The sequence below is a fragment of the Actinomadura chokoriensis genome, from assembly GCF_039529475.1.
Classification (GTDB): Bacteria; Actinomycetota; Actinomycetes; order Streptosporangiales; family Streptosporangiaceae; genus Spirillospora; species Spirillospora bangladeshensis.
Genome location: NZ_BAAAMW010000007.1, coordinates 25,392 through 38,518, shown reverse-complemented (window position 1 = coordinate 38,518; position 13,127 = coordinate 25,392). Strand labels below are relative to the sequence as shown.

At 74.1% G+C, this 13,127-nt stretch carries 12 protein-coding genes and 2 riboswitches; of the genes, 3 read left to right on the top strand and 9 right to left on the bottom strand.

Annotated elements, in window-relative coordinates; translation table 11 throughout:
* The first annotated feature begins 73 nt into the window (after nt 1–73).
* Nucleotides 74–277 (top strand): DUF5999 family protein, encoded by a 204-nt coding sequence (locus tag ABFX46_RS17060; protein ID WP_346043256.1) that lies wholly within the window; start codon nt 74–76, stop codon nt 275–277.
* A 151-nt stretch (nt 278–428) separates the two neighbouring features.
* Here the strand turns inward: ABFX46_RS17060 and ABFX46_RS17055 are convergent, their stop codons facing one another.
* Nucleotides 429–1,025 carry an alpha/beta hydrolase family protein gene (locus tag ABFX46_RS17055; RefSeq protein WP_346043254.1) on the bottom strand — a complete coding sequence of 199 codons (597 nt, stop codon included), beginning with the start codon at nt 1,023–1,025 and terminating at the stop codon, nt 429–431.
* A 64-nt stretch (nt 1,026–1,089) separates the two neighbouring features.
* On the opposite strand from ABFX46_RS17055, the gene ABFX46_RS17050 reads away from it, so the two are divergent.
* Nucleotides 1,090–1,515, top strand: coding sequence for a PPOX class F420-dependent oxidoreductase (locus ABFX46_RS17050; protein WP_346043253.1), 426 nt, complete (start codon nt 1,090–1,092; stop codon nt 1,513–1,515).
* Here the strand turns inward: ABFX46_RS17050 and ABFX46_RS17045 are convergent.
* Nucleotides 1,512–2,618 (bottom strand): tetratricopeptide repeat protein, encoded by a 1,107-nt coding sequence (locus ABFX46_RS17045; protein WP_346043251.1) that lies wholly within the window; start codon nt 2,616–2,618, stop codon nt 1,512–1,514. The genes ABFX46_RS17050 and ABFX46_RS17045 overlap by 4 nt on opposite strands.
* Before the next feature lie 125 nt (nt 2,619–2,743).
* A complete protein-coding gene (gcvP, locus tag ABFX46_RS17040; RefSeq protein WP_346043249.1) occupies nt 2,744–5,614 on the bottom strand; it encodes an aminomethyl-transferring glycine dehydrogenase in 2,871 nt (956 codons plus the stop codon).
* A gap of 59 nt (nt 5,615–5,673) precedes the next feature.
* A riboswitch (glycine riboswitch) is annotated at nt 5,674–5,785 on the bottom strand.
* Nucleotides 5,786–5,880: riboswitch (glycine riboswitch) on the bottom strand.
* 271 nt (nt 5,881–6,151) lie between these two features.
* Here gcvP and ABFX46_RS17035 point away from each other — a divergent pair.
* A complete protein-coding gene (locus ABFX46_RS17035; protein WP_346043247.1) occupies nt 6,152–8,629 on the top strand; it encodes a lysylphosphatidylglycerol synthase transmembrane domain-containing protein in 2,478 nt (825 codons plus the stop codon).
* 3 nt (nt 8,630–8,632) lie between these two features.
* Here ABFX46_RS17035 and ABFX46_RS17030 read toward each other — a convergent pair whose 3' ends face one another.
* From ABFX46_RS17030 to ABFX46_RS17005, 6 genes are all read right to left on the bottom strand, one after another.
* On the bottom strand, nt 8,633–9,229 hold the full coding sequence (locus ABFX46_RS17030) for a MerR family transcriptional regulator (protein ID WP_346043246.1): 597 nt from the start codon (nt 9,227–9,229) through the stop codon (nt 8,633–8,635).
* 663 nt (nt 9,230–9,892) lie between these two features.
* Nucleotides 9,893–10,363 carry a bifunctional nuclease family protein gene (locus ABFX46_RS17025; protein ID WP_067468341.1) on the bottom strand — a complete coding sequence of 157 codons (471 nt, stop codon included), beginning with the start codon at nt 10,361–10,363 and terminating at the stop codon, nt 9,893–9,895.
* A gap of 142 nt (nt 10,364–10,505) precedes the next feature.
* The gene (ftsR, locus tag ABFX46_RS17020) at nt 10,506–11,222 is read right to left on the bottom strand and encodes a transcriptional regulator FtsR (protein WP_346043244.1); all 717 of its coding nucleotides are present in this window, start codon (nt 11,220–11,222) and stop codon (nt 10,506–10,508) included.
* 16 nt (nt 11,223–11,238) lie between these two features.
* Nucleotides 11,239–11,775 (bottom strand): FHA domain-containing protein, encoded by a 537-nt coding sequence (locus ABFX46_RS17015; RefSeq protein WP_131942883.1) that lies wholly within the window; start codon nt 11,773–11,775, stop codon nt 11,239–11,241.
* A gap of 319 nt (nt 11,776–12,094) precedes the next feature.
* The gene (locus tag ABFX46_RS17010) at nt 12,095–12,796 is read right to left on the bottom strand and encodes a DUF881 domain-containing protein (protein WP_346043242.1); all 702 of its coding nucleotides are present in this window, start codon (nt 12,794–12,796) and stop codon (nt 12,095–12,097) included.
* On the bottom strand, nt 12,793–13,125 hold the full coding sequence (locus tag ABFX46_RS17005; protein WP_163055359.1) for a DUF1290 domain-containing protein: 333 nt from the start codon (nt 13,123–13,125) through the stop codon (nt 12,793–12,795). The genes ABFX46_RS17010 and ABFX46_RS17005 overlap by 4 nt, the downstream gene beginning before the upstream one ends.
* Between the last annotated feature and the right edge of the window lie 2 nt (nt 13,126–13,127).

Here is a 13,127-nt window from a genome sequence, read left to right as displayed (position 1 = left end):
GAACCACTTCACACTGGGGTGCGTCAATTAAGGAAAGCCACGACCGACCAGTAGTTGAGACCGGAGGCACACCATGTGCCCGCACCAGCCGCCCTGTCCCTCGCACCACGCACCCGACCGCGACGCCGCCCGGACGCTGGCCGCCCACCCCGAGCAGGGGTGGAGCCTGCTGTGCAACGGCGTCGTGCTCTTCGAGGACACCGGTGAGCTGCTGCCCGACGGGGGAGTCATCGCACCGCACCGGCCGACGGACCTGCAGGCGCCGTCCGCCGCTTGAGCGGTCTCCACGGGGGACTAGTTCAAACGGGTGATCATCCTCGGGGGCACTGCCCACCCTGCCCTTGACCTCCGGGCCCGCACCGGGCCCGGAGCGGCCCACCGCTCCCGGCCCGTCCGCGCGGACGGGCCGTTCGCATGTCCGGCGCCGGCTAGCGCGCCGCCCATGTGCGCAGCCACGGCTCCGCCGCCCGGCCCACCGCGGCCGGGTCCTTGTTCAAGTCATGCCGCTCCCCCGCGAGCACCACCACGTGGGCGGCGTCCGCCTCGTCCGGCACGCCGAAGGGGTCGCGGTCGCCGTTGACGACGAGGACCTCCACCCCCGCCGCGCGCAGTTCGCCCACCCGCGTCTTCTCCGGCCTCCCCGGCGGGTGCAGCGGGAACGCCAGCGCCAGCACGCCCGCCGCCCCGGCCGCCGCCGCGGTGCGGCACGCCACCCGCGCGCCGTTGCTGCGGCCGCCCTGCACGAGCGGGACGTCGGCGAACCTCCCCCGCACCAGGCCGACGATCTCCAGCCACGCCTCGTCCTGCTTGGCCGGCGAGCCGGGCGCCCGGCGGCCCGCGTACCGGAACGGCTGCGTCACCCGCGCGACGGCGCCGCCGAGCCCGAGCGCGGTCTCCCGGACGGCGAGCAGGTCGGGCGCGTCCACGCTCCCGTTCGACCCGTGCGTCAGGACCAGCAGGAACGCCGGACCGGCGGTCTCGTCCAGCGCCACCTCGGCGGGCCCGTGCGCCGTCACGACCTCCATCTGCCACCCTCCATGCGCCCACCGTAGCGGCCCCGCCCGGCGATCTTTCCGGCAGACTGGCCGCATGGAGAAGATGACGGAGAGTGAATGGCGCGCGTTCGTCATGGAGGGCACCCGCACCGGCAAGGCGGGCGTCATCCGCAAGGACGGCACCCCGCACGTCACGCCGATCTGGTTCGTCCTCGACGGCGACGACCTGCTGTTCAACACGAGCCGCCACACCGTCAAGGGCCGCGCCCTGGCCCGCGACCCGCGGCTGTCGGTCTGCGTGGACGACCAGGCCCCGCCCTACTCGTACGTGCAGATCCAGGCGGAGGCCGCCCTCGTCGAGGACCTGGACGAGATGCGCCGCTGGGCGACCGCGATCGGCGGCCGCTACATGGGCGCCGATCGCGCCGAGGAGTTCGGGGCGCGCAACGCCGTCCCCACCGAGTACCTCGTCCGCGCCCGCATCACCCGGGTGGTCGCGGAGCGCGCCATCGCCGGCTAGGCGTCCGGCCAGCCCGGGACGGGCGTGCCCATCGCCAGCCGGAACCGCTCGGCGAAGCTCTCGTGCAGCAGCGGCCCCCACAGGTAGCCGCTCGGGACCCGCACCGCGCCGCCGAGCACCTCGTGGGCGTCGTCCGCGCGGCGCTCGGCGTACCGGACGGCGAGCAGCGCGTACATGTGGTCGAGGGCGCCGAACGCCTCCCCGGCGAGCGCGGGCAGCGTCCCGTCCGACACGGCCTGCTCGACGACCGGCTCCCACCACAGGTCGGCCTCGCCGTCCTCCTCGCCGAAGTCGCGGCGGATCCGCGCCCGCACCTGCGGCGCGATGCCCGGGTCGGCCAGCCCGCGCCGCCACACCTCGCCCGCCTCCGCGCCGCGCCCGCGCAGCGGCAGCGTCCGCGCCAGCAGCTCGGTCGCGAGCGGCCCGGCCTCCGGATCGGACGGCTCGGCCGCCAGCGCCGCGCCGAACGCTCCGATCGCCTGGTCGAGGTAGGAGATGCCGAGCGCGACGGCGAGCCGCGCGTACGCGTGCGGCGCGGCGGCCCGGTCGACCAGCCGGAGCCCCGCCGCCAGGACCCGCTGGGCCCGCGCCGGGTCGCCGCGCTCCAGCAGCCGCTGCGCGAGGTCGTGCGCGGCGAGCGGCCCGTACTCGGCGTCGCCCGTCCCGACCGCGGCCTCCCAGTGCTCCCGCGCCGCGTCGAAGTCGCCGGCGTCGTCGGCGATCCGGGCGAGCGCCAGGTGGGCGGGCGGCAGGTAGGCGGCGTTGCCGAAGTCGACGACCGCGCCCCAGGCGGACGCCGCCCGCTCGGGCTCCCCGGCGCGCTCGTGCGTGAGCGCCAGGTGGTAGGCCGCGCGCGGCCCGTACTCGGGGTCGCCGGTGGCGATCGCGACCGCGTCCGCCTCCCGGGCCCGGGCCACCTCCCCGGCGTCGTCGAGGACGACGGCGAGCCCGAGCGCCGCCCGCGCCCGGCAGGGCGTCTCGCCCATCGCGAGCACCTTCTCGAACAGCAGCGCCGCCCGCCCGGCCTCGCCGTTCTCGGCGAGGTCGCGGGCCTCCTCGCACATCTGCGCCGGGTCGGACGTCTCGTCCGGCAACTCGCTCATCGGCCTCTGCCCTCTGCGGCTTCCACGAACTCCGCACCGAGACTAGCGACCCGCCCCCGCCGCGTCCCGCGACGACACGACGAACCCCCATCAAGATCATGAATTCGCCCAGGGGGGCGGCTCCGTCAGTCCTCGAAGGCCTCCGGGGGCGGGCAGGAGCAGACCAGGTTGCGGTCGCCGTAGGCCTGGTCGATGCGGCGGACCGGGGGCCAGTACTTGTCCTCGCGCAGGGACGGGACGGGGTAGGCGGCCTCGTCCCGGGTGTAGGGGTGCTTCCAGTCGTCGGAGATCAGGCAGGCGGCGGTGTGCGGGGCGTTCTTCAGCGGGTTGTCCTCGCGGTCGTAGCCGCCGTCGGCGACCCGCCGGATCTCCCGGCGGATCTCGATCATGGCGTCGCAGAAGCGGTCGAGCTCGGCGAGGTCCTCGGACTCGGTGGGCTCGATCATCAGCGTGCCGGCCACCGGGAAGGACAGGGTCGGGGCGTGGAAGCCGTAGTCGATGAGGCGCTTGGCGACGTCCTCGGCGGTGATCCCCGTCTCCTTGGTGATCTTGCGGAGGTCGGCGATGCACTCGTGCGCGACGAGTCCGTTCCGGCCGGTGTAGAGGATCGGGTAGTGCGGGGCGAGCCGGGCGGCGAGGTAGTTCGCGCCGATGATCGCACCCTCGGTGGCGGCGCGCAGGCCGTCCGGGCCCATCATCGCGATGTAGGCCCAGGAGATCGGCAGGATGCCCGCCGAGCCCCACGGCGCCGCGGAGATCGGGCCGACGCCGGTGTCCGGGCCCGCCTCGGCGCGCAGCGGGTGGTTCGGCAGGAACGGGGCGAGGTGCTCGCGGACGCCGATCGGGCCGACGCCGGGGCCGCCGCCGCCGTGCGGGATGCAGAACGTCTTGTGCAGGTTGAGGTGCGAGACGTCCGAGCCGAACTCGCCCGGGCGGGCCAGGCCGACGAGGGCGTTGAGGTTGGCGCCGTCCACATAGACCTGGCCGCCGGCCTCGTGCACGGCCGCGCACACGTCGGTGATCGTCTCCTCGAAGACGCCGTGCGTGGACGGGTACGTCACCATGATCGCGGCGAGCCGGTCGCGGTGCTCGCCGATCTTGGCGTGCAGGTCGTCGAGCGCGACGTTGCCGCCCTCGTCGCAGGTCACGACGACGACGCGCATGCCCGCCATGACGGCGCTGGCGGCGTTGGTGCCGTGCGCCGAGGAGGGGATCAGGCAGACGTCGCGGTGCTCCTCGCCCCGGGAGGCGTGGTAGCCGCGGATCGCGAGCAGCCCGGCCAGCTCGCCCTGGGAGCCCGCGTTCGGCTGGACGGAGACCTTCGCGTACCCGGTGATCTCGGCGAGCGCGTCCTCCAGCTCGCCGATCAGCTCCACGTAGCCGGCCGCCTGGTCGATCGGCGCGAACGGGTGGACGTTCGCGAACTCCGGCCAGGTGATCGGCTCCATCTCCGCGGTCGCGTTCAGCTTCATCGTGCAGGAGCCGAGCGGGATCATGGAGCGGTCGAGCGCGATGTCCTTGTCCTGGAGGCGGCGCAGGTAGCGCAGCATCGCGGTCTCGGAGCGGTGCGCGTGGAAGACCGGGTGGGTCAGGTAGGGGCTCTCGCGGCGCAGCGCGTCCGGGATCGCCTCGGCGGCGGTCTCCGCGGGGGCGGCGCCGAACGCCGCCAGGACGGCGGTGACGTGCTCGGGCAGCGTGGTCTCGTCGCAGGCGATCCCGACCCGGTCGGGGCCGTCCGGGCGCAGGTTGATCCCGCGCTCGCGGGCGGCGGCGACGACCTCGGCGGCCCGGCCGGGCACGCGGGCGAGGACGGTGTCGAAGAACGCGCCGTGCACGACCTCCACGCCGGCGGCGCGCAGCCCCGCGGCGATCTCGGCGGCGCGGCGGTGGGCGCGCTGCGCGATCGCGGCCAGCCCCTCGGGGCCGTGGTACACCGCGTACATGCTCGCCATCACGGCGAGGAGCACCTGGGCGGTGCAGATGTTGCTGGTGGCCTTCTCGCGGCGGATGTGCTGCTCGCGGGTCTGCAGCGCCAGCCGGTAGGCGGTCGCGCCGTCCGCGTCGACCGACACGCCGACGAGCCGTCCGGGCAGCTGCCGCTGGATGCCCTCGCCGACCGCCATGTAGCCGGCGTGCGGGCCGCCGAACCCGTAGGGGACGCCGAACCGCTGCGCGGACCCCACGGCGATGTCGGCGCCGGACTCCCCCGGCGGGCGCAGCAGCGTCAGCGCGAGCAGGTCCGCGGCCACGACGGCCTTGGCGCCGCGCTCGTGCGCCTGCGCGATGACCGGCGCGAGGTCGCGGACGGCCCCGGACGCGCCCGGGTACTGGAGCAGCACGCCGAAGAAGTCGCCGTCCGGCAGCCCGCCGGACAGGTCGGCGGTGACCACCTCGATGCCGAGCGGGACCGCGCGGGTCCGGACGACCTCGATCGTCTGCGGCAGCGCGTCGGCGTCGACGAGGAACGCCCCCGGCTCCCTGCGCTTGGACACGCGGTGCGCGAGCGCCATCCCCTCGGCGGCGGCGGTGCCCTCGTCCAGCATGGAGGCGTTCGCGACGGGCAGCCCGGTCAGGTCGGCGACCACCGTCTGGAAGTTCAGCAGCGCCTCGAGCCGGCCCTGCGAGATCTCCGGCTGGTAGGGCGTGTAGGCGGTGTACCAGCCGGGGTTCTCCAGGACGTTCCGCATGATCACGCCGGGCGTGGTCGTCCCGTGGTAGCCGAGCCCGATCATGGACGTCAGCACGGTGTTGCGGGACGCGAGCTCGCGGAGCCGGTCCAGCGCCGCGGTCTCGCTCAGCGCGGGCGGCAGGCCGAGCGGGCGGGCGGTGCGGATCGCGGCGGGGACCGCGGCGTCGATCAGCGCCTCGGCGCCGGAGTAGCCGATGGCGGCCAGCATCCGGGCCTGCTCGTCCGGGCCGGGGCCGATGTGCCGGTCGGCGAACGCCGAACGCGGATGCTGCGGCGCGGCCACGGGCGCGAAGAACTGGGCGGTCATGGAGGGCCTCCTGGCTGCTGCGGTCGCTCAGGTCCGCCGCCGGCACGGGCCGGCGGCAGGTCTCCCCCTCTGTCATCGGCACCTGAGAGCTTCACCCGCGCGGCGGGGTTTCCCCTTCGGTGAGCCGCCCTTCCCCGGCTGCGGGGATCGACGCCTGCTTTCCAGAGGTGCCTCGCCCGAGCGGTCCTTTTGCCTGAGAGGTTCCGGGGAGGTTGCCCCTTCGGCGCCCCACGCTGGCCGCGTGGGGTCTCTCCCGCACAGGGTCGACGGCATGTCCTAGGCGAAACCCTACCCAAAACCGGCTCCGGGCCGTCGTCCCGCCCCGGACACGGGTGCCGCCGCCGCCCTCCCCCGGGTCGTACCGGCCGGTACGATGTGCACACTCACCTGGGACAAGACGGACCTCGGGCCACGGGGGCGGAGATGGGGCTGCGGGGTGCACGCGCGACCGGCCGGACGCCGGCCCGGCACTCGACGCCGCGCCGCCGCTTCTGGGACGCTGATCACGATGACGGACGGTCGGGGCGGCGGTACGGCGTGACACAGACCCGCGACGGCATGGTGCGCCCGCGGCACGGCGCGACCGCCGGCGTGCCCGTCGACGAGCCCGCCCAGCCGGACCGGATCCGGCGGCCCGCCGACGCGATCAGGTTCGCCGGCTCGGTGGTGGGGCTGGCCGCGGTGATGCTGCTGGTGTCGATCGCGCAGCAGACCACGCACGGGTTGCAGACCGACATCGCGCAGGGCACCGCGCACGCGCCGCGGCTGCTGCTGACGCTGGCGACGCTGGTGTCCAGCTTCGGGGTGCTGGCGGTGCCGATCGCGTTCGCGGTCGAGCGGCTGTTCCACAAGGACGGGACGCGGGTCGCGATCGCGCTGCTGGCCGCCGTGATCGCGTTCGGCATCACCGTCGGGCTGGACGACCTGGTGGTGCGGGCGGCGCCCGGCGGCGTCCTCGACTCGCTGATCTGGGGCGGCACCGAGACCGCGCCCGTGCACACCGACATCGCGCCGGTCATCGCGTTCGTCAGCGCGGTCGGGATGGCGGGCCGCGCCCGCTGGCAGGCCGCGACCTGGACCATGATCGGGCTGGCGGCGCTGACCGGGCTGACCGCGTCCTACGCCTCCGTCGCCGCGCTCGCGGCCACCTACCTCCTCGGCCGCGCCATCGGCCACGGCACCCTGTACGCCGTCGGCACCCCGAACCCGCGCCCGACCGGGGCGGCGGTCGTCGCGTCGCTGGAGCGGCTCGGGCTGCGGCCGAAGCGGGGCGCGCGGCTGGACGAGCCGTCCGACGACACCGAGGACGGACGCCGCTACGGCGTCGTCCTGGCCTCGGGCGCCGCCGCCGGGTACGGCCCCCGCCCGCCGCTCGGCCGGAGCGCCCACGGCGAGTGGGACCTGGAGGTCCGCGTCCTGGACCGCGACCAGCAGACCGCCGGGCTGCTGTACCGGATCTGGCGGCTGCTGCGGCTGCGCGCCACCACGACCGGGCGCACGCTGCGGTCGCTGCGCCGGTCGCTGGAGCAGGAGTCGCTGATGGCGTACGCGGTGGACGCGGCGGGCGTCCGCACCCCGCGGCTCATCGGCACCTGCGAGGTCGGCACGGAGGCGGCGCTGCTGGCCTACGAGCGCGTGCCGGGGCGGCGGCTCGGCGACGTCCCGGACGAGGAGATCACCGACGATCTGCTGACCGACGTCTGGCGGCAGTTCCGGTCGCTGCAGGCGGGACGGCTCGCGCACCGGCGGCTGGAGGGCGGCGCGCTGCTCATCGGCGAGGACGGCCTCGCCTACGTCACCGACCTGCGCGCCGGCGAGACGGCGGCGGGCGACCTCGCGCTGCGGCTCGACCTGGCGCAGCTCCTCACCACGCTGGCGCTGCGGACCGGGCCGGAGCGGGCGGTGCGGACCGCCGCGGCCGTGCTGGGCGAGGAGGCCCTCGGCGCCGCGGTGCCGCTGCTGCAGCGGGTCGCGCTGTCCCGGGCGACGCGGCAGGCGCTGCGCCGCGACCGGGAGCCGCTGACCCGGATCCGGGAGCAGATCGTCCGGCTGAAGCCGGAGGTGGAGGCGGCGCCGGCCCGGCTGGAGCGGTTCCGCCCCCGGACGATCTTCAGCGTGGTGGCCCTCTCGTTCGCCGCCTACATCGTCATTCCGCAGGTGACGAGCCTGGACGTCGGCTACCTGGCGGCCACGGCGAGCTGGCACTGGGTCGTCGCGGCCCTCGGCGCGGCCGCGCTGAGCTACGTCGCGGCGGCGTTCATGCTGATGGGCTTCGTCCCGGAGCGCCTGCCGCTGGGCCGGACGGTCCTGGTGCAGGTCGCCGCGTCGTTCGTGAAGCTCGTCGCCCCGGCCGCCGTGGGCGGCGTGGCCGTCAACACCCGCTACCTGCAGCGCTCGGGGGTGCGCCCCACCCTCGCGGTGGCGAGCGTCGGCGCGTCCCAGCTGGTCGGGATGGTCACGCACATCCTGCTGCTGGTGCTGTTCGGGTTCCTCACGGGCTCCTCCACGAAGGCGACGCAGGACCTGGCCCCGTCGCGCACGATCGTGATCGCCGTCCTGGTGCTCGGCCTCGTGGCCGGCCTGGCGCTGACGGTCCCGCGCGTCCGCCGCGTCGTCACCTCGCGGCTGAAGAGCATGTTCTCGGGCGTGGTGCCCCGCCTGGTGGACGTCCTGCAGTCCCCGAAGAAGCTGTTCACGGGCATGGGCGGCACGCTGCTGCTCACCCTGGCCTTCGTGCTGTGCCTGGACGCGTCGATCCGCTCGTTCGGCGGCTCGCTGCCGTGGACGACCGTGGTCCTGGTCTTCCTCACCGCGAACGCGGTGGGTTCCGCCGCGCCGACACCGGGCGGGCTGGGGGCCGTGGAGGGCGCCCTCACCCTGGCGCTGACGATCTCGGGCCTGTCCGCGGAGACCGCGACGTCGGCGGTCCTGCTCTACCGGCTCTTCACCCTCTGGCTGCCGGTGCTGCCCGGCTGGGGGGCGTTCACCTACCTGCAGCGCAAGGAGTCGCTCTGACCGTCAGCCGGTGCGGCGCGCGCGCCGCCGGTTGGCGAGCTCATCGTGGGGGTGTTCGGGAGGGTCCGCGGCGGCCCGCTCACCGGGCAGCTCCGCGAGACTGCCCTCCACCTCCTGCCAGACCCGGCCGAGCGCTATGCCGAACACGCCCTGCCCGCCCTGGAGCAGGTCGACGACCTCGTCCGCCGACGTGCACTCGTAGACGCTGACGCCGTCGCTCATCAGCGTGATCTGCGCGAGGTCCTGGACACCGCGGTCGCGCAGGTGCGTCACGGCCGTCCGGATCTGCTGCAGCGACACTCCCGTGTCGAGCAGCCGCTTCACGACCTTGAGCACCAGGATGTCGCGGAAACTGTACAGCCGCTGGCTGCCCGACCCCTGCGCCGCGCGCACGCTGGGCTCCACCAACCTCGTCCGCGCCCAGTAGTCGAGCTGCCGGTAGGTGATCCCCGCCGCGGCGCACGCCGTCGGGCCGCGGTAGCCGACATCCTCCGGCGGCACCGACACCTGCGTGTCGAAGAGCAGCCCCTGCTCTCCGGCACGGCGGGACGCCATGTGCCTGTCGGGGGTCGCCTTGCCCTCGCCGCTGCTCACCGCCACGCGGACCTCCGGCTTCTATCATCCCGTGGCGGTTCGTCAAGGGGGTTTGACGAATTACACCACGGGTGTTCCACCAGCACGGTAGGTGCCGGTCAGGGTGTGGTCAACGTTCACCGTCGGCGCGTCGCATGCCCGGATGAACCGGCTTCACGTGGGCAAACTGCGCACCTCCGCCACCTACGCACTCCTACCCCGATGCGCCGCCGCCAAAAACCACCAGGTCCAGGACGATGCGCGCATTTATTACACCCCTCCCCCAATACCACCCGCACCCAGCACCCCCAGGCCACGCCCCTGTAACCCCACCGCCCCCAACCCACCCCCGAGACCACCCACCTCGCGCACCGCTCCGGCCCAGGAGCGAGCGCGCGCTATCGGGACCGCGAGTTCCCGATGACTGCGTCCCAAGGTCCACATGACGGTCAGTGACCATGGCGGGAAACCCGGCCTGCGAGCACGCTCTCCCGCCCGAATCACCAGCGGAGCTCACAGTGGGCGCTGCCCCGCGCGGTGCCTGGCCTGTCCGGCGAGCTGAGCCGGGAGGGGGTGCGGGGGCGGAGCCCCTGCATCGGGGGTGCCAGGGGGTCGTCTCCCTGGGCGGGCACAGGGCGCGCGAGAGCGGGGAAGCAGCTCGCTGCGACCACACCTCTCCCGAGCAGCGGCCTATCCGGCGCGGCCGAAGTCCTCCGGGGAGATCGTGTCGAGGAACTCGCGGAACTTCTCGACCTCGTCCTCCTGCTCGTCGGGGATGGCGACGCCGGCCTCTTCGAGGACGTCCTCGCTGGCGAAGATCGTGGCGCCGGTGCGCAGTGCCAGGGCGATGGAGTCGGAGGGGCGGGCGCTGACCTCGACGCCGTTGGAGAAGATCAGGTCGGCGAAGAAGATGCCCTCGCGCAGGGCGGTGATGTTCACGGTGCGGAGCTGGACGCTGAGGGCGTCCAGGACGTCGCGGAACAGGTCGTGGGTCAGCGGCCGGGCGGGCAGCACGCCCTGCTGCGCGAAGGCGATCGCGGTCGCTTCGACCGCCCCGATCCAGATGGGCAGGTAGCGGTCGCCCTCCGTCTCCTTCAACAGGACGATCGGCTGATTGGAGGGCATCTCGACCCGGACGCCGACGACCTCCATCTGCTTCACAGCGGCTCCCTGCCGGTTCTCGGTGTCTCGATCACCATTCGCAGCGGATCGACTCCTGACCGAACCATGTAGCCAACGTACACCCAGGGTCGGACAGCTCGTCCTGCCGCAGGTGGGGGAATATCCTGCGCGGCGGCCATGATCAGTGGTCGAGGCTTTCGCGGAGCCCCGCGCTGACCAGCGCGGAGTGCAGGCCGACCGACAGCGCGGCGATCTCCCGGGCGGTCTCGGCGGCCTCCTCGTGGGCGCCGCGGCTGCGGCGGCGCAGCTGCGGGGCGACCACCTGCTCGATCAGGCCGACCTGCCGGTCGGCGGCGGCCTTGACGGCGCGCAGGTGCCGGACCTCGAAGCCGAACTCGCCGAGCGCGGCGGCGATCCGGCAGATGCCGAGGGCCTCGCCCTCGTAGTGGGCGCCGGTGCGGTGGACGAGGCCGTACTCCTCCAGGCGGGCGAGCAGCGCCTCGTCGATCCCGGCGCCGTCGAGGAGCTGGCGGCGGGTGAGCCGGACGGCCGGGTCCGGGGCGGTGGTGTCGGCGGCGACGAGGGTGCGGGGGCGGCGCCGGGACGGCTCGCGGTCGCCGAGCCCCGGGACGTTCTCGCCGCGGTCGCGGGCCTCCAGGTGCTGCCGGATCACGCGCAGCGGCATGTAGTGGTCGCGCTGGGCGGTGAGGACGAACCGGAGCCGCTCCACGTCGGCCGCGCCGAACTTGCGGTAGCCGGAGGGGCTGCGCTGCGGCTCGACCAGCCCCTCGGACTCCAGGAACCTGATCTTGGAGATGGTGATGTCGGGGAACTCGGGCCGCAGCTGCCCGAGCACGTCCCCGATCGTCATCAGGGACCGGGCCGGCTCCGCGTTCAACGCCCCTCCCGTTCCGTCAGCCGTGCGCCGGGTTGGTCAGGAACACCAGCCGGAACTTGCCGATCTGGACCTCGTCGCCGCCGGACAGGGCGGCCTGGTCGATCCGCTGCCGGTTGACGTAGAGGCCGTTCAGGCTGCCCACGTCCCGGACGGAGAAGGCGCCGCCCTGGCGGGTGAACTCGGCGTGGCGGCGGGACACGGTGACGTCGTCCAGGAAGATGTCGCTCTCGGGGTGCCGCCCGGCGGACGTGCGGTCCTTGTCGAGCAGGAAGCGGCTGCCGGCGTTCGGTCCGCGCTTGACGACGAGCAGCGCGGTGCCGGGGGGCAGCGCCTCCATCGCCATCTGGTCGGGACCGACCTGCTCCTCGGCGCCCGTGTCGGTGTCCAGCGCCTCGAACCCGCCGATGGAGATCGTGGACGTGGACTCGCCGGGCGACTCGCGGTACGGCGGCGGCGCGGCCGGACTCCGGGTCAGCGGAGTGCCGCAGTTCGAGCAGAAGCGGGCATCATCCGGGTTGGCGTGACCGCACTGCGTGCAGTAGACGCTCGGCATCGATCGGCTCGGCCTCCTACCATCGGCGTGCCGCACGCGGACGCCCCGCCGCAGCGGGAGCCGCCTGCGCCACGCGCATCCTTCACCCAACCCACGCCGGGGATCCGCCCCGACCACGGTCCAACTCACCACCCGCTTACGCGACGGTCGCCGCAACTTACGCGGGTATGACCCGAGGGGTCAACTCGAACGGTGAACCGGCTGGACCAAACTACATTCGCCAATGATCGCAGGTCTACGCCGCCGCGCGGACCGACGCGTTCACGGCGCCCGAACCGGGCGCCCGGTTCACCGCTCCCCCGTTCCCCCGGGTTCCCTCTTAGGGAGACCGTACCGCGCCGACGGCCACTTTCGCGCGCGGGGTGATCAGGACGGTGGCCCCGGTTCCGCGCAGCGTCCTGACGAGGCCGCCGGGGATGTTGAGCGCGGTGGTCATCGTGTGGGGGTCGCCGATGGCGAGGAACCGGTAGGGGGCGGTGAGGGTCCGCCCGTCGGTGCGGACGCCGTTCCGGCCGTCCAGGAAATAGGTGTCGACCCCGACCCGGACGTCGTTGATCTGGAGGACCTCGGCCCCGGCGTCGCGCAGTTCCTGCAAGGCGTCCAGGAGGTTGACCGCCTTGACGCGGCCGCCGGGGTCGTCGATCAGCATCTCGATCCCGGGCCCTTCGGCGGGGAGCGTCCCGGCGAGCAGGCCGTACTCGGTCGCCCGCTCGCGCGCCTCCTCCAGGGCGGTCCCGCCCTCGGCGTCCCGCTCCAGCCGGGCCCTGGTGGCCTCCAGGTCGCGCAGATCGCCGGTCAGCCGGTCGGACCGCTGGCCCAGATCGGCCAGGATGCCGACGAGTTCGTCCTGCCGCGCCGTGGCGAACGTGGAGTCGCGCTTGGTCGACTGCACCTGCGCGGCGATCGCGAAGCCGAGCACGAGGCACAGCGCTCCGGCGGCGATCCGGCCCATGCCGAAGTGGGGGCGCAGCAGGCCGAGGAGCCCGCGCGGCCCCGGCGGGCGCCCGTCCCCGCCGGTCATGCGCCGAACAGCTTCCGCCGGATACCGGCCGCGTTGGAGAAGATCCGGATGCCGAGCACGACCACGACGCCGGTGGACAGCTGCGAGCCGACGCCGAGCTGGTCGCCGAGGAGGACGATCAGCGCGGCGATCACGGTGTTGCCGACGAAGGAGACCACGAAGACCTTCTCGTCGAAGATGCCCTCCAGCCGGGCCCGGACGCCGCCGAACATGGCGTCGAGCGCGGCCACGATCGCGATGGGCAGGTAGGGCTGGAGCCAGAGCGGCACGTCCGGCTGGAGGACGAGCCCCAGCGCGACGCCGATGACGAGGCCGATCAGCGCGATCACCC

Coding starts and splice junctions, on each gene's coding strand:
- ABFX46_RS17060 (WP_346043256.1), top strand. CDS start 74: ATGTGCCCGCACCAGCCGCCCTGTCCCTCGCACCACGCACCCGACCGC.
- ABFX46_RS17055 (WP_346043254.1), bottom strand. CDS start 1,025: ATGGAGGTCGTGACGGCGCACGGGCCCGCCGAGGTGGCGCTGGACGAG.
- ABFX46_RS17050 (WP_346043253.1), top strand. CDS start 1,090: ATGGAGAAGATGACGGAGAGTGAATGGCGCGCGTTCGTCATGGAGGGC.
- ABFX46_RS17045 (WP_346043251.1), bottom strand. CDS start 2,618: ATGAGCGAGTTGCCGGACGAGACGTCCGACCCGGCGCAGATGTGCGAG.
- gcvP (WP_346043249.1), bottom strand. CDS start 5,614: ATGACCGCCCAGTTCTTCGCGCCCGTGGCCGCGCCGCAGCATCCGCGT.
- ABFX46_RS17015 (WP_131942883.1), bottom strand. CDS start 11,775: ATGCCGAGCGTCTACTGCACGCAGTGCGGTCACGCCAACCCGGATGAT.
- ABFX46_RS17010 (WP_346043242.1), bottom strand. CDS start 12,796: ATGACCGGCGGGGACGGGCGCCCGCCGGGGCCGCGCGGGCTCCTCGGC.